The sequence below is a fragment of the Paenibacillus sp. KS1 genome (genome assembly GCF_001680695.1).
Lineage (GTDB): Bacteria > Bacillota > Bacilli > Paenibacillales > Paenibacillaceae > Paenibacillus_B > Paenibacillus_B suaedae.
Window position 1 is genome coordinate 48,831 of record NZ_MAIS01000025.1, and the last position, 22,797, is coordinate 71,627.

At 48.2% G+C, this 22,797-nt stretch carries 15 protein-coding genes; 1 reads left to right on the forward strand and 14 read right to left on the reverse strand.

Annotation, left to right across the window (positions count from 1 at the left end):
* Positions 1–34: 34 nt before the first annotated feature.
* The 6 genes from cysS to BBG47_RS10865 form a co-directional block, all read right to left on the reverse strand.
* Positions 35–1,450, reverse strand: a complete 1,416-nt coding sequence (gene cysS, locus BBG47_RS10840; protein ID WP_065291721.1) for a cysteine--tRNA ligase — start codon at positions 1,448–1,450, stop codon at positions 35–37.
* A gap of 30 nt (positions 1,451–1,480) precedes the next feature.
* A complete protein-coding gene (gene cysE, locus BBG47_RS10845; RefSeq protein ID WP_065291722.1) occupies positions 1,481–2,227 on the reverse strand; it encodes a serine O-acetyltransferase in 747 nt (248 codons plus the stop codon).
* A 622-nt stretch (positions 2,228–2,849) separates the two neighbouring features.
* The gene (gltX, locus tag BBG47_RS10850; RefSeq protein ID WP_028532527.1) at positions 2,850–4,298 is read right to left on the reverse strand and encodes a glutamate--tRNA ligase; all 1,449 of its coding nucleotides are present in this window, start codon (positions 4,296–4,298) and stop codon (positions 2,850–2,852) included.
* A 43-nt stretch (positions 4,299–4,341) separates the two neighbouring features.
* On the reverse strand, positions 4,342–4,824 hold the full coding sequence (gene ispF, locus BBG47_RS10855) for a 2-C-methyl-D-erythritol 2,4-cyclodiphosphate synthase (RefSeq protein ID WP_065291723.1): 483 nt from the start codon (positions 4,822–4,824) through the stop codon (positions 4,342–4,344).
* Positions 4,825–4,865: 41 nt separating this feature from the next.
* Positions 4,866–5,564, reverse strand: coding sequence for a 2-C-methyl-D-erythritol 4-phosphate cytidylyltransferase (gene ispD / locus BBG47_RS10860; RefSeq protein ID WP_065291724.1), 699 nt, complete (start codon positions 5,562–5,564; stop codon positions 4,866–4,868).
* A 42-nt stretch (positions 5,565–5,606) separates the two neighbouring features.
* Positions 5,607–6,692 carry a PIN/TRAM domain-containing protein gene (locus BBG47_RS10865; RefSeq protein WP_021252483.1) on the reverse strand — a complete coding sequence of 362 codons (1,086 nt, stop codon included), beginning with the start codon at positions 6,690–6,692 and terminating at the stop codon, positions 5,607–5,609.
* A 229-nt stretch (positions 6,693–6,921) separates the two neighbouring features.
* Between BBG47_RS10865 and BBG47_RS10870 the strand changes: the two genes are divergently transcribed.
* The gene (locus tag BBG47_RS10870) at positions 6,922–7,317 is read left to right on the forward strand and encodes a nucleoside triphosphate pyrophosphohydrolase family protein (protein WP_065291725.1); all 396 of its coding nucleotides are present in this window, start codon (positions 6,922–6,924) and stop codon (positions 7,315–7,317) included.
* A 119-nt stretch (positions 7,318–7,436) separates the two neighbouring features.
* Here the strand turns inward: BBG47_RS10870 and pssA are convergent, their stop codons facing one another.
* From pssA to pulA, 8 genes are all read right to left on the reverse strand, one after another.
* Positions 7,437–8,165 (reverse strand): CDP-diacylglycerol--serine O-phosphatidyltransferase, encoded by a 729-nt coding sequence (gene pssA, locus BBG47_RS10875; protein WP_065291726.1) that lies wholly within the window; start codon positions 8,163–8,165, stop codon positions 7,437–7,439.
* A 54-nt stretch (positions 8,166–8,219) separates the two neighbouring features.
* Complete coding sequence (gene disA, locus BBG47_RS10880; protein ID WP_021252486.1) at positions 8,220–9,293, reverse strand: DNA integrity scanning diadenylate cyclase DisA; 1,074 nt, start codon at positions 9,291–9,293, stop codon at positions 8,220–8,222.
* 16 nt (positions 9,294–9,309) lie between these two features.
* Positions 9,310–10,677, reverse strand: coding sequence for a DNA repair protein RadA (gene radA / locus BBG47_RS10885; RefSeq protein WP_021252487.1), 1,368 nt, complete (start codon positions 10,675–10,677; stop codon positions 9,310–9,312).
* 233 nt (positions 10,678–10,910) lie between these two features.
* Positions 10,911–13,358, reverse strand: coding sequence for an ATP-dependent protease ATP-binding subunit ClpC (gene clpC, locus BBG47_RS10890; protein ID WP_065291727.1), 2,448 nt, complete (start codon positions 13,356–13,358; stop codon positions 10,911–10,913).
* 23 nt (positions 13,359–13,381) lie between these two features.
* On the reverse strand, positions 13,382–14,449 hold the full coding sequence (gene mcsB / locus BBG47_RS10895) for a protein-arginine kinase McsB (protein ID WP_065291728.1): 1,068 nt from the start codon (positions 14,447–14,449) through the stop codon (positions 13,382–13,384).
* Positions 14,450–14,530: 81 nt separating this feature from the next.
* Positions 14,531–15,076 carry a protein-arginine kinase activator protein McsA gene (mcsA, locus tag BBG47_RS10900; RefSeq protein ID WP_065291729.1) on the reverse strand — a complete coding sequence of 182 codons (546 nt, stop codon included), beginning with the start codon at positions 15,074–15,076 and terminating at the stop codon, positions 14,531–14,533.
* Between the two features lie 50 nt (positions 15,077–15,126).
* A complete protein-coding gene (locus BBG47_RS10905; protein ID WP_021252491.1) occupies positions 15,127–15,588 on the reverse strand; it encodes a CtsR family transcriptional regulator in 462 nt (153 codons plus the stop codon).
* Between the two features lie 560 nt (positions 15,589–16,148).
* Positions 16,149–22,520: a type I pullulanase gene (pulA, locus tag BBG47_RS10910; RefSeq protein ID WP_065291730.1), complete on the reverse strand. Its 6,372-nt coding sequence runs from the start codon at positions 22,518–22,520 to the stop codon at positions 16,149–16,151.
* Positions 22,521–22,797 lie beyond the last annotated feature (277 nt).

The following is a 22,797-nucleotide window of genomic DNA, read 5'->3' on the forward strand; positions in this document are numbered from 1 at the left end:
ATAAGCTCCTTCGTCGACCGTAATGCCGCTGCGACTATTTTCGACGCCAGCGCACACCCTGAGGCGTATCTTCCAGAACGATCCCCTGCTCGGTTAACAGATCGCGAATTTCATCGGCTCTCGCCCAGTTTTTCGCTTTGCGAGCATCGTTGCGTTCTTGGATAAGTTGGTCGATTTCCTCATCCAGCAATTCCTCTTCCTTCTCCAATACCAGTCCAAGCACCTCGTTCATCGCTTCAAAGGCATCCAGCAATGCTTCCAAGTCCCCAACTGCAAGCGAATCAGCTTGCTGCAAATACGAATTCGCCTCACTTGCCCATTCGAATACAGCAGTAATGGCATCTGCCGTATTGAAGTCATCCTGCATCTTCGCATCAAAGGTCTCTAGAATGGAAGCTATCTTCACTTGAAGTGCCTCGTTCGCATCTTCCTGCACAGATGGATCTGTATTCAGAGATGCCAATGCATGGCGGACATTCGCAACTGCATTCGCTATGCGACTGACGCTCTTCTCCGCCTGTTCCATCGCTTCTGCATTGAAGTTCAGTGGGTTGCGATAGTGTGTCGACAACATGAAGTAGCGCAGCGCAGCTGGATCATATTGCTTGCGCAGTTGTTGAACCGTCACTCCATTGCCAAGGGACTTCGACATTTTTTCATTATCAATATTAATGTATCCATTATGCATCCACACATTGGCTAACGGCTTGCCTGTTACGGATTCGGACTGCGCTGCTTCACATTCATGATGTGGGAACTGCAGATCCTGGCCACCGCCATGGACATCAATCGTGTCACCCAAGTACTTGCGCGACATCGCAGAGCATTCAATATGCCAACCAGGGCGACCTTCTCCCCATGGGCTAGACCATGAGATTTCGCCTGGCTTGGCTGCTTTCCACAATACGAAGTCAGCAGCATCTTCCTTGCGCTCATCAACTTCGATACGAATACCCAATTGGAGCTCATCCACGTTCTGACGGGAGATCTGACCGTACTTCGCAAACTCTCTGGTACGGAAGTATACATCGCCACCCGACTCATAAGCCCTGCCGCTTGCTACCAACTCCGATATGAAGGTGATGATTTCCTCCATATTTTCCGTTACACGCGGGTTATTCGATGCACGACGAATGCCAAGACCATCATTATCTTCATAGAAAGCCTGAATAAAACGCTCCGATACCTCAGGTACCGTAGATCCAAGTTCAGCTGCTTTGCGGATCAGCTTGTCATCAACATCTGTGAAATTCACGATGTAGTTTACTTCGTAATCCAGCGTCTCTAAATAACGGCGAACAACGTCAAAAAAGATCGCAGGCCGCGCATTTCCGATATGGATATAGTCATACACAGTTGGCCCGCATACATACATCGTAATGCGATCCGGATCTATCGGCTGAAACGGCTCTTTCGTACGTGTCAGCGTATTATAAATGTGCAAAGTCATGCAAGTCACTCCTCCTTGATGTTCGGGCATTTATTTATTCACTTTCTCAAGTTCTTTCCTCGGTTGTTGGACAGACTCCTCTACTGGTATGCTTTCTTGAATTTCAGTCTCTGCAATATCAGCGTCGCTGCCTTTGGGATGCTTAAGTTGGTACAGTTCAGCCTTCAATGCATCCATCTCAATCTGCATGCTTCGAAGCATATCAATCACTGGGTCAGGCAGTTGGGCATGGTTCAAGCGGTCAATGCGCACTCCATCCTGCTTCACTACACGTCCCGGAATGCCCACGACTGTACAGTTCGGCGGTACTTCCCGGAGCACGACGGAATTGGCACCAATGCTTGAATTGTCTCCAATAGTGAAGGAGCCAAGCACTTTCGATCCAGAAGCAATGACGACATTGTTCCCAATCGTCGGATGCCGCTTCCCCTTCTCTTTCCCCGTACCTCCAAGTGTTACGCCTTGGTAAATGACTACATCATCGCCAATCTCACAGGTTTCACCAATGACAACTCCCATGCCATGGTCAATAAACAGTCTTTGGCCAATCCTCGCTCCAGGATGTATTTCAATTCCCGTCATGAACCGGCTTATTTGCGAAATAATGCGCGCAGTCGTAAACCAGCGCCAACGATAGAACCGATGTGCAATGAGATGCGCCCAGATCGCATGCAGGCCTGAATAGGTAAAGATTACTTCGAATCGGTTGCGCGCCGCCGGGTCGTTATCGAACACCGCCTGCACATCGGATTTCATTCTTCGAATGACACGCCACATGCTCTGTCCCCCCCGGAACTCAGCGAATTGAGTTAGCATTCCTCTCTCTCATACACACAAGCGGATACATAAATTCATCACAATAAAAAACGCCCCTGCAGCATGATGCTGCAGAGACGCGATGCGCGGTTCCACTCTGCTTGGACAACATCATATCTCGCTATTGCCATCGTATATCTATCCTCCACTTACACCGGATACAGAACCATGACATAGCCAAATACTTGTTGCCCCTCTTGAACATCCTTAACGCGGATGATTCGCCACCCCCTACCCATGTACCAGGTACATGCTCAAGGACGGAGCTTCCGGGTGCATCGCATAAGCTTAAAAATGGAACGACTCACAGCCTGTAAGGAGCGATGGACACCAGATCCATAGTCTACCTTATCTCGATCGTTCTCTCTGTTCATTTTTATCCCGCTTATACTCTCCCGTTCAACGCTATTATTAGTATGCTCAATCATACTGTACGAAGCATGACTTTCCTTCAGAACGAAATAATGAAAAGGATTCTATCGTTAAGTATATTCGAAGCTCCTACTGCATGACAATAACAATCGATGAAAGTTATCCGCATGTGCATTCGAATCAAATCCTATCCAAAAACATCAAATCTGATCTATCCATTCAAGCGAGCTAGGACCTTCTCTTTACCAAGCAGAACAATCGTCTCATTCAAATCACGGCCGTGCATTTGCCCAGATACTGCAACACGAACCGGCATGAACAGACCTTTGCCCTTGGCGCCTGTTTCCTTCTGAACTTCCTTCAAGGATACCTTGATCGTATCTGCATCCCAAGTCGTTGCAGCTTCCAGCTTCGCACGAAGTGCTGCCAATACGGTAGGAACCTGCTCTTCAGCGAGCACTGCCTTAGCTTCTTCGTCGATGACAAGTTCTTCACGGAAGAACATCTCCGACAATTCCACAATGTCGGATGCACAGTTCATTTGCTCCTGATACAGCTTCACAAGTGCAGCCGCCCAAGCTTGCTGTTCTTCATTCAGCTGCTCTGGCAAGCGTCCTGCACGCTGGAGGTGAGGAATCGACAATGCCGCAATGCGATCAGGTTCTGCTTTCTTCATATACGTATTATTAATATGCGTCAGCTTATTCGTATCAAAAACAGCAGGGCTCTTGGACAAGCGCGTCTCGTCAAAGATCGAGATGAGCTCCTCCATTGAGAAGATCTCTTCTTCCCCTTTTGGTGACCAGCCAAGCAATGCGATGAAGTTAACCATTGCCTCTGGCAAGTAGCCGAGCTGCTCATATTGTTCAATAAATTGAATGATCGACTCATCCCGTTTGCTGAGCTTCTTGTGATTCTCATTTACGATGAGCGTCATATGTCCAAATACAGGCGCTTCCCATCCAAACGCTTCAAAGATCATCAATTGGCGAAGCGTATTCGTCACATGATCTTCTCCACGCAAAATGTGAGACATCCGCATCAAATGGTCATCGATGACAACCGCGAAGTTATAAGTCGGTATACCGTCCTTCTTCACGATAACCCAGTCGCCTGTTGTATCGGATTCAAACGTAATTTCACCTTTAACCATATCATTAAAGGTATACGAGCGTCCTTGCGGCACGCGGAAGCGGATGCTAGGCTTGCGGCCTTCTGCCTCCAGGTGTGCATGATCCTCAGCGGACAAGCTACAGCACTTGCCGGAATACTTCGGTGTTTCGCCGCGTTCAACTTGTGCTTCCCGCTCCGCTGCAAGCTCTTCTTCCGTACAATAGCAGCGATAGGCAAGCCCGCGCTCTAGAAGCTCGTCCACATATTTATTATAGATATCCAAGCGCTCCGTCTGACGGTACGGGCCGAAATCCCCGCCTACATCAATGCTCTCATCCCAATCCATGCCGAGCCACTTCATGTACGTAAATTGGTTCTCTTCTCCGCCTTCCACATTGCGCTTCACGTCCGTATCCTCGATGCGAACGATGAACTTACCCCCATGGTGACGTGCGAACAAATAGTTAAACAATGCCGTACGCGTATTACCAATATGTAAGTGTCCTGTAGGGCTTGGTGCGTAACGAACTCGAATATCGTTATTCATGATTGCTTCACTCCCGTACTTTGTCTTTCCATTAATCATTTCATCATACCATATTGTGAAATAAGCAGACAACAGCCTGTGCGGCGATTCCCTCACCGCGTCCAGCAAATCCTAATTGTTCCGTTGTCGTAGCCTTCACATTCACCTGCGAATCCTCTGCGCCGAGAGCGCGAGCGATATTCGCTACCATCGCTGGAATATGCGGCAGCATCTTCGGTTTCTGTGCAATAATCGTGCAATCGATGTTGCCTAGTCGATAACCGCGCTCAATAGCTAGCTGCCATACATGCTCTAACAGCTTCATGCTGTCCGCATCCTTGAATGCAGGATCCGTATCTGGAAAATGCTTGCCGATATCCCCTAATCCTAGTGCGCCCAGAATTGCATCACTTACCGTATGCAGAAGCACATCAGCATCTGAATGCCCAAGCAATCCCTTCTCGTAAGGAATACGAACGCCGCCAATAATGCACGGCCGTCCCTCTACTAACTGGTGCACGTCGAATCCCTGTCCCACTCTAATCATACGTAAGCCTCCCTCTCCTTCTGCCTCAACATTCAATTTCGCTAAGCTTCATGACGAGACAGCCACCATGCAGCCCAATCCAGATCATCCGGCGTCGTTAGCTTAATGTTCGTGTAGCTCCCCTCCACTACGTGAACAGCAATTCCCATCCGCTCAACAAGCATCGCATCATCCGTTCCCACGAATTGCTCCTGCTCCGCGAGCTCATGAGCAGCCATTACATCAGCAAGCCGGAAAGCCTGTGGTGTCTGAATCGCCCATAAGCTGCTGCGATCGGGTGTTGCCGTAATAATACCGGACTTGTCCACCTGCTTAATGGTATCCTTGACCGGAACGGCCAATACGGCCGCTCTGTGCTGCCGGGCCGCATCGTAACATGCGCTTACTCTGCCCGGCTCTACAAAGGGCCGTACACCATCATGGATGCACACATATTCGAGTCCACGCGCTTTCAGAGCCTGCAAGCCAGCATATACTGAATGCTGACGTTCCTTGCCTCCTGTAACGATGTCTTGAACCTTATGCAATCCGTATTGTTTCACCCATGCTTCGCAGCGCGCATAATCCTGTTCCGTGGTTACCCATGCGATCGATTCGCACTCCTCCATGGACTGAAACCGCTCTACGGTATGGATGATTACTGGCTTATCCTGTAAATGCAAATACTGCTTACTCTCTTCCGTGCCCATGCGCGTGCCTCTGCCAGCAGCGACTATGACCACGCCAAACCCTCTGTCCATCCTTACTAACCCCCATGATGGTAGTATCCCCATCATACCTGTTTATTGGGCTTTTTCCAACAGTTTTGGCTTAGCAAATATCATTCGTCCTGCTGACGTCTGAAGTACACTGGTCACCAGAACCTCCATCGTCATGCCGATATAATCTCTGCCGCCCTCAACGACGATCATCGTACCATCATCCAAGTAGGCTACACCTTGACCATGTTCCTTACCATCCTTGATGACTTGAACAACAATCTCTTCTCCTGGGAGAACCACTGGCTTCACAGCGTTGGCTAGATCGTTAATATTGAGCACTGATACTCCCTGCAGCTCACATACCTTGTTCAAGTTGAAATCATTCGTGACGACTTTCCCCTTTAGCAGCTTCGCGAGCTTAACCAGCTTGCTGTCTACCTCCGAGATTTCGTCAAAGTCTCCTTCATAAATGAGTACTTTTACTTCCAGTTCTTTTTGAATTTTATTCAGAATGTCCAACCCTCTGCGTCCACGGTTCCGCTTGAGCAAGTCCGACGAATCCGCGATATGCTGCAACTCCTCTAAGACGAATTCAGGAATGACGATTGTCCCTTCAATGAATCCGGTCTTGCATATATCTGCGATGCGACCATCAATGATGACGCTTGTATCCAAGATCTTATGTTCTTCCATTCCTCTGCTCTTCTCTTCACCTCGTTCAGGCATGCGGAAGGCGGAGACCCACTTTACAATCTCATCCTGCTTCATAAGTGCTGCTTGCAACCCTGCTGCTGACAGCAGGACAATCATACAAACCGATACCATACGCCCTACTGTCCCAAACGGCTCAAATAGCGGTACAAGCAACCCCCCAAAGGACAGTCCCATCAATGCGCCAGAAGCTCCAATCACCAGCATCCCTGCTGACATATTCACCATGCGTTCTTCCAAGCTGCCCCATAACCGTGCCAATGGCGTAAAAAGTGCACGACCCATCACAATAAAGCAAAATGCCCCGCCAAGTGCCCATAACAGTCCGTTAGAAGTTATTCCCGGGTTGGATAATGACGAAAACTCCATTGTCTGCATATTCCAATACCGATGGAACTCTGTCCCACTCCATGCTCCGATCAATCCTGCAACCGCATAAAATAATCGTCTGAACACGAAGTCCACCTCCTTATCTAATTTGAATATCTTTACAATTATGGCCCAACCCTCTCGCTCCTAATCGTCCATTCTTACATTTTTAAATTCGAGGCGAAGTTGAAATGTAGGAAATCCTAGTCGTATAATAGGGGAGTAGTACGGAATGGGGAGAGCTGAAATAACGTGAGTCCCTTGAGCAGTATGGCTCGGGCCGAACCACGATTCCATGAATAGAGGTGGATGAGTAATGAGTACTTCCAGTTTGCAATCTTTGCAGGATCAAGTCGGCGATTTATTGTTAAGACACCGAAGCTTGCTGGACATTCTTTCGAAATACGGACAGTCTGACGCCTCGGTAAACCGCACGGTAACGAAAGCCATAACAGAATGTGGCTGCTTGGAGCTGCATGCGAAGCGGCAGCCCTACCATGACGACATGGATATGGATCAAGCGAAGCAATCTCTTGAATCACATGTTCAAGGTCACTTATGCGAGAACTGCAAGGATGTTGTGAAGAGCGAGCTTGGCAAGCACCTATTCTATATGTCTGCCCTGTGCAATCTGCTTGATATTGATCTTGACGATGTCGTCAAACAGGAATCGAGCAAGTGCCAAACTCTCGGGATATTCAACCTGTCCTAATGGAATGAAGAAGAACTGAAAATTGATACAAGATAATTGGAACGGAAATCATATACAACACAAAAAGCACCTGCCGCCCAATTATGGACTGCAAGTGCTTTTCTTTTGGGTTTATTCGCTTAAGAATGCTTCGACTGGTACCACTCTTCCGCATCAAGCTGTTTCTTGCGGCGGCGATTCAGCATTCTAACGTTTTTTTTTAAACCAAGCAGCGCATACAGTACCAACGGCACAAAAATCAGCTTCGGTGTCTGTTCTGGCTGCCATACCGCGATCGCTACTGCCCCTGCAATAACAAAAGGCGTAATCCAGATGGCCTTCTTCGGAATACCGACTTTCTTGAAGTTCGGATATTTCACAGTACTAACCATTAAGTAAGATAATAAAATCATCGCTATCATAAGATAAGCCGCTGGGATGTTCTCATGGAACAAGGCAAGTGTACATGCCACACCGCCAGCCGCTGGGATTGGCAAGCCGATGAAATACCCCGGAATACCATCCTTAACGTTGAAGCGTGCAAGTCGCAGCGCACCACAAATCGGGAAGATTGCGGTAACGATGCAAGCCAGCACCGGGTTACTATCTGTAAAAGCGACGGCATACATAATAAAGGCTGGCGCTACACCGAATGAAATCACATCGGATAGGGAGTCAAGCTCCTTGCCGAATTCACTCTGTGCGTTCAATGCTCTTGCTACACGCCCATCCAATCCGTCGAGCAACATGGCAATAATAATCATAAGAGCTGCTAAGTTGTAGTCATCGTGAAACGCAAGCATGATGGAAATGATTCCGAGAAACAAGTTACCGATCGTAAACAAGCTCGGAATGGACTTTGTAATCATAGGTTCACCTCTAATTTTACTATGCCCAACGTACGTCCTTTCATTGTAGGAAAATCAAATTTGCCTGTCAATGAAGACCTGCTCCTGAATCCGCTTAAGCCCTTCCTTAATCGCACGAGCGCGAACTTCGCCAATGCCGTCTACTTCATCCAATTCCTCAATCGTTGCCATCATGACATGAGGGAGGTATTGGAAGGTTTCGACTAAGTTGTGAATAATGACATTAGGAAGTCTTGGTATCTTGCTAAGAACGCGGTAACCGCGCGGCGAAACGGATTCTTCCTGAATCGTGCTCGTCGTCGGGTAACCGAGCAGTCTTATTAAATGATGGGTATCAAGCAGTTCATCTGCCGTGCATTTCTTAAGTTGGGCTATGATCTCACGTACCTTCTCATCGCTTCCGTCCCGGGCATAATCCTTCAACAGCAGCCAAGCGTCTTCTTCGGTGTTGCTTACGAGCTCTTCGAGCTGCATGCTGATAAGACGTCCCTCTGTTCCCAGTTCGTTGATGTAACGCTTGATCTCCATCTTAATACGTAACACCATCTCAATACGTTGCACAACGTTTACGACATCGTATAAGGTAACCAATTCTTCGAACTCGGATGCAGTTAAATTTGTCATGCCTTGTACAAGCACAACCTTATATTTTTCCAATGTCTGAATCGCTTGGTTCGCCTTCGTGAGAATAACGCCAATCTCCTTAAGTGCATAACGCAGACTGCCTTGGTACAGTGTAATGACATTCCGGCGCTGGGAGATGGAGACTACCAGCTTCCCCGTCTGCTTCGCTACCCGCTCCGCTGTCCGGTGCCGGATGCCTGTCTCCGTAGATGGAATGGAGGAATCCGGAATGAGCTGTGTGTTCGCATATAATATCCGCTTAATGTCTTCACTCAAGATAATGGCGCCGTCCATCTTGGCCAGTTCGTACAAGTAGCTCGGTGAGAAGTCACAGTTAATGGAGAATCCCCCGTCTACAACTTCCATTACTTCTGGACTGTATCCAACGACAATAAGTGCCCCTGTCTTCGCGCGCAGCACATTCTCAAGCCCGTCGCGGAAAGGCGTTCCTGGTGCGACCATCCGCAGCAGGTCGTTCATAATATCCAGTTGGCTTTCCTTCATTCTATATCTATGCCCCCTAACCTAACGCCACAGCTAATGCTTCAGCAACCGTATTTACTCCAATAATCTCAATATTGGCAGGCGGCTTCCAGCCGCGCAAGCTCTTCTCTGGTAATATAATGCGCTTGAATCCAAGCTTCTCTGCTTCCTTCACTCGCTGTTCTGCACGAGATACCCCACGCACTTCACCGGTTAACCCCACTTCGCCAAAGACAACATCGAATGGTTGTGTCGGCATATCTCGGAAGCTCGAAGCAATTGCAACCGCCATAGCCAAGTCAACAGCTGGCTCATCAAGCTTAATTCCACCCGCTACATTCACGTATGCATCCTGATTCTGCAGGAACATTCCCATTCGCTTCTCCAGCACCGCAATAATAAGCGCCAGACGATGATGATCAATCCCTGTCGCCATCCTCCGCGGAGAAGGGAAGTTCGTCGCCGATACGAGCGCCTGCATCTCAACAAGGACGGGACGGGTTCCCTCAAGGCTGGCTACAACCGTGGATCCTGCAACACCTAGCGGTCTCTCCTGCAGGAACATCTCGGATGGGTTCTTCACCTCGACCAGTCCACCCTCCGTCATCTCGAAGATTCCTATCTCATTGGTCGAACCGAACCGGTTCTTTACAGCCCGCAAAATGCGATAGGAATGATGCCGCTCTCCTTCGAAATAAAGGACACAATCGACCATATGCTCCAGCAGCCGCGGACCGGCAATCGCACCTTCCTTCGTCACATGTCCAACAAGGACAGTTGCGATGCCCTTCCCTTTAGCGATGCGCATGAATGTGCTTGTGCATTCGCGTACTTGTGCAACACTGCCGGGAGCTGATTCCACCGAAGGTTGGAAGACGGTCTGGATGGAGTCGATAACGAGGAAGTCAGGCTGCGCCGCCTCAAGCGCCTCCTCGATATATTGCAGATTCGTCTCACTGAGGACGAATAAGTTCTCCGACAAGACACCAAGACGATCTGCCCGCAGCTTCGTCTGACGCATCGATTCCTCACCAGATACGTACAGCACCTTGAGGCCGCTGGCAGCCAGTGCATTGGAAGTCTGCAGTAGAAGTGTTGACTTCCCGATACCCGGGTCGCCCCCCACTAGAATAAGTGATCCAGGAACAACACCGCCGCCCAGTACGCGGTTCAACTCACTAAGTGTCGTAGTGAGTCTAGGTTCACGTCCACTTTCTATGTGTATGATAGATTGCGGCTTTTCTTTCGTTTGAATCAAGGAAGAATGCACACCTGCTGTCTTAATGACTGTCTCCCGCTCTTCCACCATCGTATTCCACTCACCGCAGCCAGGGCATTTCCCCATCCATTTCGGTGTTTCGTATCCACATTCCGTACAGAAAAATTTCGTTTTCACTTTGGCCATGAAGCCGACACTCCTAATCAATATGCTGCAAGTCGTCGGTCGCCATGTCCGCAAACAGGTACCTCGTTACTCATTACTCATTAGTTTACCATTTTTAAGAAGGAGGATAAAGTGCTTTAGCATATCGCAAGCAGAAACAGGCATATGTGGAGCAATAAATAACGAAGAAAAAAAGAACCGTACCTTCCTCCGGGAGGGAGAAAGTACGATTCTTTCCTAAATACTACAGTTCATTATACATGTGCTGTGTTAACCTCGTTGTTGCGCAGGACGAGCAGCTCGCCATCTTTCTCGTCGATGACGACGGCATCGCCCTTGCTGACAGTACCCTTCAACAATTCCTCTGACAGGCGATCCTCGATATGCTTCTGAATCGCTCTACGCAATGGACGGGCGCCATACGCTGGATCAAAGCCTTCCTTCGCGAGGAAATTCTTCGCATTGTCTGTCAATTGGAAATCAACATCCTGTTCCTTCAGACGCTTGCGAAGCTCACCAGCCATCAAGGATACGATTTCAGCGATGTGCTTCTGCTCCAAGGAGTGGAACACGATAATTTCATCAATCCGGTTCAAGAATTCTGGGCGGAAGCTCTTCTTCAATTCACCCATCACTTTATCCTTCATGTTGTTGTAGTCTTTGCCTGCATCATCAACTGCAGTGAAGCCAAGCGTAGAATTACGCTTAATTGCTTCGGCCCCAACGTTGGATGTCAGGATGATAAGCGTGTTACGGAAGTCAACTACACGTCCCTTCGAATCGGTGAGACGGCCATCTTCCAACACTTGAAGCAAAATGTTAAATACTTCTGGATGTGCCTTCTCGATTTCGTCCAACAAGACGACTGAGTATGGCTTACGGCGAACCTTCTCCGTCAATTGGCCGCCCTCTTCATAGCCGACATATCCCGGAGGCGCTCCGACGAGACGAGCTGTCGAATGCTTCTCCATGTATTCGGACATATCAATTCGGATTACCGCGTTCTCATCACCGAACAAAGATTCGGCCAAGGCACGAGCAAGCTCAGTCTTACCTACCCCAGTTGGGCCAAGGAAGATGAAAGAACCCATCGGACGCTTCGGATCCTTCAGCCCTGCACGCGCACGGCGGATTGCACGGCTCACTGCCTTCACTGCTTCATCTTGGCCGATGACACGCTCATGAAGAATCTCTTCCATCTTGAGCAAGCGCTCTGTCTCTTCTTCCTTCAGCTTCAATACTGGAATTCCGGTCCAGCTCGCTACGACATGAGCAATATCCTCTGGCGTAACTTCAGAATCCACGCGTCCCTGCTTCTCTTTCCACTGGTTGCGAACGGTCTCCAGTTCTTCGCGCATCTTCTGCTCCGTATCACGCAGCGCAGCGGCTTTCTCGAATTCTTGGCTTTGCACAGATGCGTCCTTCTCTTTGCGGATGTCTTCCAGACGCGCTTCAAGCTCTTTCAAATTTGGTGGTACTGTATACGAATGAAGGCGAACTTTCGAGCTCGCTTCATCAATCAAGTCAATTGCCTTATCCGGCAGGAAGCGGTCTGTAATATAACGATCCGAGAGCTTCACCGCTTGCTCAATTGCCTCATCTGTAATTTTCACACGGTGATGGGCTTCATAACGATCACGCAGCCCAGTCAAGATCTGGATTGCTTCCTCTGGAGTAGGCTGGTCAACCGTAATCGGCTGGAAGCGGCGTTCGAGCGCTGCATCCTTCTCGATATATTTGCGGTACTCATCAAGTGTTGTCGCCCCAATGCACTGCAGCTCTCCACGAGCCAATGCAGGCTTCAAAATGTTCGATGCATCAATGGCGCCTTCAGCACCGCCGGCACCGATGAGCGTATGCAATTCATCGATGAACAGGATGACATTGCCTGCTTGGCGGATTTCATCCATGATCTTCTTCAGGCGATCCTCGAATTCACCCCGGTATTTCGTTCCGGCTACAACCGAACCCATATCAAGCGTCATAACACGCTTATCGCGAAGCGTCTCTGGAATTTCATTGTTAATAATCTTCTGTGCCAGACCTTCTGCTACGGCCGTCTTACCAACCCCAGGCTCTCCGATAAGTACGGGGTTGTTCTTCGTACGGCGGCTAAGCACTTGAATGACGCGCTCAATTTCCTTCGAACGGCCGATAACCGGATCAAGATTGCCTTCCTTCGCTACTGCTGTCAGATCACGAGCTAAGCTGTCCAGTGTCGGTGTGCTTACATTTTGGGACTGTCCATGATGGCTGGATACCGCTTCGCTGCTTCCAAGCAGCTGCAGCACTTGTTGGCGTGCCTTGTTCAAGCTAATGCCAAGGTTGTTCAACACCCGTGCTGCTACGCCTTCTCCTTCCCGGATCAAGCCAAGCAGAATGTGCTCTGTACCCACATAAGTGTGGCCAAGCTTGCGCGCTTCATCCATGGACAGCTCAATCACTTTCTTCGCACGCGGGGTATATGCAATATTGAGTGGCTGTTCTTGACCGCGCCCGATCAAGGTTTCGACTTCGTCCTGAATCTTCTCCAATCCAAGGCCAAGCGCTACAAGTGCCTTAGCTGCGATGCCTTCCCCTTCGCGAATAAGTCCAAGCAGAATATGCTCCGTTCCGATATTGTTATGCCCGAGTCGTACTGCTTCTTCTTGTGCCAAAGCCAATACTTTCTGCGCACGTTCTGTGAATCTACCGAACATCATAAGTGTTGCACCTCCATATTACATTATGATTTAGATTTGGATAACGTCTCGCGAATCATCTTCGCGCGATATGAATCCCGATCTTCTTGAGATAATGTCGTGTTGTATTTATATTGTAAGAAGCCTGGCTGTGTCATGACCAATAATTCATTCAGTTGTGACGATTGAATATGCTGCAGGATGCCAAGGTCAGAACCAAGCCTAATGTCGGACAACCGCTGTGCGGCTTCTTTTGAATCCATAATAACTGCATGCTTCAAAATTCCATATGAGCGGCAAATGCGATCCGTAAGCCGCATGCTATTGCTTGTCAGCAGCTGTTCACGAGCTGCCTTCTCATGCTCGATTAATTGCTTCACAACACTGTACAAATTATCAATAATCTCAGATTCGGATTGGCCTAATGTAATCTGATTTGATATTTGGAACAGGTTGCCGATCGCTTCGCTTCCTTCTCCGTATATGCCTCTAACCGCCAATCCAACTTGGGTAACGGCCTGAAGCATGAGGTTAATCTGCTGTGTCATTACCAATGCTGGCAAATGCATCATCACCGATGCCCGTATTCCTGTTCCCACATTCGTCGGGCAGCTCGTTAAGAAACCTCTCTTTTCATCGAAGGCGTAGTCGATTTGCGATTCAAACACATCATCGATGCGGTTAGCCTGCTCCCAAGCCTCACGAATTTGCAGCCCTGGAGATAGGCATTGAATACGAAGATGATCTTCCTCGTTAATCATGATGCTTATCGACTCATCCTCACTGACAATGACCGCGCCATTGCGGGACTCATTTGCCAAACTCGGGGATATCAAATGCTTCTCTACTAGAACTTGCTTCTCTGTATCGCTAAGCTCTGCCAGCTCTAATTCATGAAAGTGATTCAATTGCGCAAATTCCGGGTCTTTCATGACTGCTGACAAACGATCCAACACCTCGGCCTGTTGTTGATTCGTAGCCAAGAGTGGGAACGGCAGTCCGCTAATATTCCGTGCTATACGGATACGGCTGCTGATGACGATATCGGAATCTGGACCCGTGCCGCGCATCCAATCGCTTAGGGCTTCTTCAATAAATCGTCGCTCTGTCATCTCGTCATCTCCTTCCAATTCGCACTGCTTATTGTCATCTTACTCTCTCGATAGCGCTTGTATCCTAGGTGCTATGAACTGCTATGAACTGCTTCTCTCCGAACCGCTTGGCGGCTGCTTCTCCAACTCGCGAATACGGTCACGCAAGGTTGCGGCCTCTTCGAACTCTTCACGCAAAATACTGAACTGCAGCTGCTTCTTCAATTCTTCCAGCTCGCGTCTGCGCTGAATTCGGCCTCCCCCACGCTTCGGAATTTTGCCAACGTGAACGGTATTGCCATGTACCCGCTTCAATAGCGGATCTAAGCGCTCACCGAAAAAGGTGTAGCATTCATCACAGCCAAAGCGGCCGAGCTTACCGAACTGTGCATAAGTCAGTCCGCACTTCTCACAGCGCATAGGCTGTGGCTTCGCATCTTCCTTAGCTCCCTGTTTGCTGCCTGTCAGATCAAAATCAAGCAATCCCGACAATAAATTATGGATGGAGAATCCGTTCGCCGTGCCTGGAATCCATTCGCCTTTTTCCCGGGCACATGATTCACAAATGTGAAACTCCGTCTTCTGTCCATTAATGATTTTCGTAAAATGCAGGGTAGCCGGTTTCTGACCACATTGTTGACACACCATAACCGTCTCTCCTCCTTTATAGGTAGCATCCATCTTACATACTTACATCTCTACTTGCTAAGCAGTGCCAGCAGCATCGACCTTAGCAGCCGGGCACGTATCTCGTCGCGGTAGGGAAGCTTTACTGTTATATTGTCCCGAGAAACAGCAGCCCGCAGCAGATTCGCTTCCCGGCGGGAGATGAATTCCGCTTCTTCTAGTTGATAGATAAGACCTTCAGCGGCGCTCTGCTCAATCTGCTCCCCAATGGATTCGCACAAATGATTATGAATCGCTTGATGGGCTGGCAAGTCAATTCGCTGAATGCGAATATACCCTCCACCTCCACGTTTGCTCTCAACAACATAACCCTTCTCCAACGTAAAGCGTGTGCTGATCACATAGTTAATCTGCGATGGAACACAAGAGAATTGTTCTGCCAAGTCATTGCGCTGAATCTCAACGGCACCTTCCGAACTCTCAAGTAATATATGCTTCAAGTAGTGCTCGATTAGGTCGGAAATGTTGCGCATCTTCTCCCCCCTTTCCGCCTGCAGCAGTCTCTATATTAGGTTTAACCAAATATAAGCCTCACTTATTCTAGTTTGGCGCAATATTTTGAACTTTTTTGACTATTAATCTGACTTTGACTTTCTTTGACTTTATTTTTATTATAGCGCACTCGTTTGATTTTGCAACTATTTTAGATCGATTTCATCAGCTATTCTACACGATGATGTGGATAACCTTCTTCTTGGTTAAAAAGCACACGCTCATTCCATCTCAATTACGCAATATATTCAATTACACGGTTGATGGTAAGCCCTATTCGTGAAACTCTATATGTGGATACCTGGGAACTTCTCCACACTCGTGGATAAATGATGGGTTAAATGTGCATAAGGAGACTCATTTATCCCTTCTCCACAGCTTGTTCATTGAGAAATATGCATGGTGTACATTTTACCGCAATGTTCGTCCAATTATGCACATGTGAATAACATATTGAAACAAGCTAATGAATGCCTGCGTTCGTTCCAGTATAAAAACTCCCGCTGCCGTCCTTACGGATGACACGGGAGTGATGGTCGTGCTATTCAGCAATATATTGTAGAGCAAGGAGAAGTCTGGTCAATGCAACTCCCGCTTCTGCTCGTGTAGCGTTGCCGCTAGGACGCAGCGTGCGGTCTTGGTAGCCATTAAGGAACCCAGTTGAGAGTTCCAGATGATGACCTTCAAGACGAGCAGCATTGACAAGCATTTGTGCCAATTCCTCGCGAGTAATGGATGCATTCGGATGGAATGATCCGTCACCATCCCCCTCAACAAGCTTCAGTTGCACCGCAGTCACAAGTGCATCTGCATACCAAGCTGATGCTGGCACATCCATGAAGGCATCCTTGGACAGTTTCTGTCCTTGGACATCGCCATAGCCTAACGCCCGCACAAGCATGGACGTGAATTCTGCTCGAGTTACCATATCATTCGGGGCAAACTGTCCATTTCCTCTGCCTTGAATAATGAACTTAGAAGCTAGCAGCTCCATATTTTCTTTCGCCCAATGGCCATTCAAATCATGGAAGCTCGGTCCATACTTGAGTACTGCGAAGATACCGTTATAATCGTGCTTCATGTTCATTATCGAATTCGATTCGCCCTCAGTGCGCTCCATCCAGGACGGAACGAATGAGAATGTCTTTGTCTTTGCATTATACTTTACAGCTGTCATCTTCCCAGCACTTTGGCTGCTCGGCAGTCGGATAGAGCCCGTTGTAAGAATGCCTGCACGATCAGCAATTGGCTCCTGCTTCCCATCCTGCTCCAAACGCAACTGGAACTGAACAGCTGCCATCAAATGAGCACCTGGCTGTGTGGATGTTGCAGATGTAAGCACCTTCAGCAATTCAGCCGAAGGCTTCATCATGTGCACGGTCAGCAATTGTGATGCATTCCCATTGCTCAGATCTGCTAGCTGTTTCATCGGAAGTTGATAGCTGCCTGCTCCCGAGCGTACCACAATGTTCAATTGCGTATGTTCCTTCATTGCCTGACTCAATTTCTTCATCGGGATTCGAATACGAACGTCTTCTGACTCCGACGGCGCTGCAATTGTCCAAGTTCTCATTCCTGTTGCCGAACCCGTCAAACGAGACATCTCTTCCATATCTTCATTTCGAATGAACAGCTCAACTGTCGTCGTTCCGTCAGCATTCTTCAGAAGATTCAACGTTGTTGGCTCATAACGAACGCCATCTTTCGTGACGGTCATTCCCTTAAATGACTCTTCTGTTCCCCCTTGAGCAGCCCCGCCGTTTCGTTCATTGCTGCCATTTTCGTTTTCAGAGCCGCTTCCTGTGTCAGTGCCCGTTTCTGGCTTCGTACCTGGGTCTGTTCCTGGGTCTCTCACGACGACAATCGAGCGCCCGTTTACAGTATTGTGCGGATCATTCAGTTCGTTTGTTACTCCATCCTTGGTAATGAAGAATTTGTACGTATAATCGCCTTTCGCTGCGTTCTTCATTACGTAGATGAACCATTCGTTTTCTGCATCGTACGTCATCGAGTAAGACTTGCCGTTGATCGCAATATCAGCCTGCGTGATCCGATCCTGCGCTCCACTCGCAAACAACGCTTCATCCCGATAATAGAACGCAACCTGACTCTTCCCTTGAACCGGGCCAGCTACTGAAGGCAGCGTCCGAAATGATTCCTGCCCACTATATACATACACCTTGGTTAGCGTGTCATCCACACTCGTCTTAATGAAGCGATTGGCATCGATATCTTTCTCTTCCCAGTTGCCCCGTTTGACGATAAACCCAATCGATTCAGACTCTGGAGCGATTTCAATCATGGCAGTCGCCATTCCTTTGTCAAAATGCTGGAACTCATGACCGTCATCTTTTACACCTGTCTGCCATACCCATAATCCCCAGTTGTCGTATTTCGCGTCTGGACGAACATAGTTGATTTGTACATAGCGCTTCAGGAAAGGCTTAACCACTACCTTCTTCGAGGCCTCTGCTGTTCCAACCCGAGCTGTAATGACCGCTGTTCCTTCCTTCACGCCTGTTACCTTCCCAGCACGGTCTATTCTAGCCACTGATGCATCCGACGTACTCCACTCCGCAGCTGCACCAGACATCGTCTGTCCGAATTGATCCTTGATAGCAACTGTAAATGGTGATGTGCGACCCTCAAAAATTGAATCTGCACCGTTAATGGACAGCGTCGTAGGAACAAGCTTCGCTACTGTCACATTTACCTGTGCTTTCAAATTGCCCGAGGTTGCGGTAAGAACTGCGGCTCCTTCCTTCACTGCCGTTACTTTGCCTCCACTGTTGATGACAGCCACAGCAGCATCGGATGTTGACCATGATACATTCTCAGTAAACATTGGACGTTCCTTCTGATCACGCACCACTGCTGTCAAACGAGTGCTTGTGCCTGGCTCTAACCCAAGCGTAGCAGGCGCTACTTCAAGCTTTGACGCTATCGGTGTATAGCCATTCTCCTGATCGTACAACACCATCATGGACAATCCGGCTACTTCTACCTTGCCGCCCTTCACCGTACGTATCGTCTCCACACCAGCTGACGTATGGTCAACAACCACACTCCATTCTTCCGCAGTAGGCAGTGCAACTTCTTGTGGAGCAGACGAACCGTTATAAATGACGGCGATATTGCGCCACGTATCCCCATTTGCATAGTTATTCAGCTTGAATGCGATAACTTGACCTTCTTGGCGATACACTTGTAAGTTCGATTTCACCTCATCCTTCGTTGTCATGCGGAATGCTGGATGTGCTGCTCGCAGCTCGATAAGACCTTTCAAATAATCGAATACTGGCTTGTACTCCGCCTTCTGTTTCCATACGATCTGATTAATCTCATCTGGGCTCTCATAGCTGTTATGATCTCCGAACTTGCTGCGAAGCAGCTCATCTCCTGCATGAAGGAACGGAATGCCTTGTGCCGTAAGAACAATGCCATTTGCAAGCAAAGAACGCTTAACGGTCTCGTTATCCATTACATTTGACTCCGTCAAGGTTGCGAACGGATTGCGTTTTATATCAATATCTTTCCCCTGCGTCTTCAGCACCTTATCCCACAAATTCAAGTTATCATGTGCGGTTACATAGTTAATCGTCTCTGTCGGAGAGGCCGTAAAGTCTGTGATTGCACCAAGCAGACCTTTCACCACATCCGCTTCTTTGCCTTCGGCTCCTGTTGCGAATCCTTTGGAAGCGTCGTCACTTCCACCCTTTATTGCCCCGCGAATATTGTCATTGAATACAGCGAATCCTTCTCCGCGCTGCTTGCCTTTCTCAATCTGCAATTCCGCAGCAAGCGGTGTGCTGCCTCCCGACCACGGCTCGCCATAGATTATGATGCTTGGATCAATCTCTCTCAGCTCACGCACGATGGCGCGTGTTGTCTGCAGATCGACTAGCTTCATCAAGTCGAAGCGGAATCCGTCTACATTGTACTCCTCAGCCCAGTATTTCACGGAGTCCTGCACGTATTTGCTAACCATCGGTCTCTCTGTTGCTACTTCATTCCCTACACCGGAGCCGTTAGTGAAGTTGCCTTGCTCATCGCTCCGATAGAAATAACCCGGTACAATCTTATCAAATACCGACATATCCGATTCCAGGCCGGTTACAAATGTATGATTGTACACGACATCCAGCACGACCCGAATGCCTTGGTCATGAAGCGCTTGCACCATTGCCTTGAACTCACGAATTCGCTTCGCTGGGTCCTCCTGTGCTGCATTGGTCGTATAGGAACCCTCAGGCATGTTATAGTTTACCGGATCATAGCCCCAATTGAATTTTCGTTCTTTCGAACTTGGATCATCCACCAGCTTCTCATTTACCGAACCGAAGTCATAGGTCGGAAGCAAGTGAACATGCGTGATACCAAGCTCTTTCAAATGGTCGATCCCTGTCTTTATATCTGGCTTTCCAGGCAAAGTCGTTCCCGTTTCCGTAAAGGCAGTAAACTTGCCTCGACTTGCTGGGGATACTCCTGAATTCTCATGAATTGAAAAATCACGGACATGCAATTCGTATATGACAGCGTCTGTTGGATTCAGGAATGGGGGCTTCCGATCTCCGTCCCAGTTCTTCGGATTGGTTGCTGCAAGATCAATAATTGCCGATTTCCCACTATTCACCGATGCCGATCTCGCATATGGATCAAGTGCATACGCAATACTGCCATCCGGGAATTGCAGCTTGTACATGTAATAGGTTCCATGCAAGTTGCCATTCACGTTAGCGGCCCATACCCCTGTAGCTGCATCCTTACGCATCGAGACTTCCCTGCTAGGCACGTCATTCGCCATGTCCGCTCTATCGTACAAGGCTAACGAAGCTTGTGCAGCCGTAGGCGCCCATACTTTGAAGCTGCTTGAAGTCGAATGATACGTAACACCTAAGTCATCCCCAGCATATACGTAGCTATCCAAAATACCACGCATCTTGATCGGCATATCCCGATACATGTTCTGTGTATTTCCTTCATAGCGTACTGTATATGCCTTTGACACATCATCAACCGGATTGGACAAATGGATCTTCACAGATTTCTCATCTGCGCCCTGAGAGGATACGCCCTCCAATTTGGTTGTACCTTCATATGCGGCAAATGCGGAGTACTCCAAGTTCGGAACAATGTCCTTCAATGTAACGCGAACTTCATGATCCTGATCCATCCATGCAGCATGCATAGAAGGCTGAGCCTTCGTTGTAAAGGAAAACTCATATGCTGTGTTCGGTGTATTCGTGTCTTTCCCCGTTGCCACTCCCGCTGGTATAACAACCTTATACTCTGTATCATAGCGCAGCGGTTGACTCGGTGTAACGACCAACTGCTGCTCCTTTATCGTCACATCTATTGGTTGGGCCGCACCTAGCTTATCCTCAAGTGTGATGCCTTGCCCATTCATCTCAATTTGTTCGGAGAAGGTGACGATAATCGGCTTATTAACTGCTACATGCTGCTGTTTATTGGCCGGATCTGTGCTAATCAGCTCCAGAGTGTCACTCATCCCCTTTATCTCGTAATTTCCGGCATATACACGTTGTACATTCGGGTTCGATGATTCATTCCAACTACTTGCTCGTGTATTCCCCGGATCTTCTGGTATTACATTGAATGCACCATGCGTGTCCTCATTTCCGCTTAGAACAACAATTGGACGCAAAACGTCATGATTTTTTAGCTTGAGCTGATGCAGTGGTATAGACGCTTCAAATCCTGACTGTCTGGATACAGCGAATTCTGCTCCTTTACGATCTCCCCATGTGGATAAAATGGGGGTATTGTAATCCGAGGCCTCATATAAAGCAGCGCCTTCTATTTCATTGTCTTGTTTCAAACGCATCATAAGATGATACTGCGGCTTCTCTGTTGTACCGCTAAAATTATATTTCGCTTTCCATGGGTTGTCCGCATTGCCTGAATCAACCTGATTCACATTGAGGGCAATATCAATATACTGCCCCTTATCTCCCCAATTCGGCAATTGTGCATCTACCCATATATACAGCTTCTTACTATCATTGATCAGTTTGATTGCACCTAGTTTCGTATCGCCATATGTGCTCTCTGTTACAGATGTCCCAAGTGCCGCCACATCGTCCCAGAGACTGTCTTTAACCCCATCAATGATTGGAGCAAAAGTAACCGTAAATGGCTCGCAATAGGTAGATAAGCCGTTCGGGTTCTGTTTCATATTCCAGCCTGTCGCAATTTCATTGTCTGCCGTTTCGGGAATGACATCGAATACACCATGCTCATCCGCGCGATCACCGCTAAGAACAACAATCGCTTTGACGGTGTCATTCAGCTTCAATTGAAGCTTGTTCAGAGGAATTGCCCCTGTCATCACTTTGGCTTGGTCTGTAACTTGGAAGGAAGCCCCTTGCAAATCTCCTGTATGAAGCAAAGGTGTTGATGAGGCACTCTCATATACAGCCGCCTCGCCGCCTTGTTTCGCTTCCATCACGATATGGAACTTCGGCTTCAGCTGTGTATGGTTATAATTGAATTGTCGTTGATAAGGATTGGTTGCGACTCCGGAATCAAAATCATTGATCTGCAAAGCGATATCAAGATACTGCCATGACTCCGCATGAGCTGCATCGACACGGAAATACAAATACTTTGCATCGCTTGTCAATTTCATCTGATCCAACTTGGCACTATTCCAGCCTGCTGTCGATGACGAGCCTAATGGCTTCACCATATTCCAATCAACAGCCTTCAATGCGTCTTCTGCCGTTGTCTTTTCTGCTGATAGGGGCTGTAGTTGCTGCTTCTTCTCGCCTAAGGAGTCATGGACTGTAGATGTAGAAAATGCATAAGCCATCCCTCCTCCCCATACTGGCATCAAGCTAATTAGCATGACACCAACTAACATACCAGAGATCGAAGCCTTCCATTTCCTCATGACATTACTCCTCTCTAAATAAATGCAAACGTTTGCATAAATAACAAAGAATAATGATGCTAGATTGATTGTCTTTACCTAATTATGTAGTGGTGCAATACCTCCATAGATAAATCACCCTCAATGTAAACGCTTGCAAAATCAAGCATACTGGTTCGTTTATTCCCTGTCAACCATCCTTAAGACCTAGCCTAAGTCCTTATATACAAAAAGACCACCGTCGAGATATCTCAACAGTGGTCATTCGTTGCTTGGCGACGTCCTACTCTCCCGGGAC

Coding starts and splice junctions, on each gene's coding strand:
- clpC (WP_065291727.1), bottom strand. CDS start 13,358: ATGATGTTCGGTAGATTCACAGAACGTGCGCAGAAAGTATTGGCTTTG.
- cysS (WP_065291721.1), bottom strand. CDS start 1,450: ATGACTTTGCACATTTATAATACGCTGACACGTACGAAAGAGCCGTTT.
- disA (WP_021252486.1), bottom strand. CDS start 9,293: ATGAAGGAAAGCCAACTGGATATTATGAACGACCTGCTGCGGATGGTC.
- pulA (WP_065291730.1), bottom strand. CDS start 22,520: ATGAGGAAATGGAAGGCTTCGATCTCTGGTATGTTAGTTGGTGTCATG.
- ispD (WP_065291724.1), bottom strand. CDS start 5,564: ATGGACAGAGGGTTTGGCGTGGTCATAGTCGCTGCTGGCAGAGGCACG.
- ispF (WP_065291723.1), bottom strand. CDS start 4,824: ATGATTAGAGTGGGACAGGGATTCGACGTGCACCAGTTAGTAGAGGGA.
- mcsB (WP_065291728.1), bottom strand. CDS start 14,449: ATGACAGAGCGACGATTTATTGAAGAAGCCCTAAGCGATTGGATGCGC.
- mcsA (WP_065291729.1), bottom strand. CDS start 15,076: ATGGTGTGTCAACAATGTGGTCAGAAACCGGCTACCCTGCATTTTACG.
- cysE (WP_065291722.1), bottom strand. CDS start 2,227: ATGTGGCGTGTCATTCGAAGAATGAAATCCGATGTGCAGGCGGTGTTC.
- gltX (WP_028532527.1), bottom strand. CDS start 4,298: ATGAATAACGATATTCGAGTTCGTTACGCACCAAGCCCTACAGGACAC.
- BBG47_RS10870 (WP_065291725.1), top strand. CDS start 6,922: ATGAGTACTTCCAGTTTGCAATCTTTGCAGGATCAAGTCGGCGATTTA.
- pssA (WP_065291726.1), bottom strand. CDS start 8,165: ATGATTACAAAGTCCATTCCGAGCTTGTTTACGATCGGTAACTTGTTT.
- BBG47_RS10905 (WP_021252491.1), bottom strand. CDS start 15,588: ATGCGCAACATTTCCGACCTAATCGAGCACTACTTGAAGCATATATTA.
- radA (WP_021252487.1), bottom strand. CDS start 10,677: ATGGCCAAAGTGAAAACGAAATTTTTCTGTACGGAATGTGGATACGAA.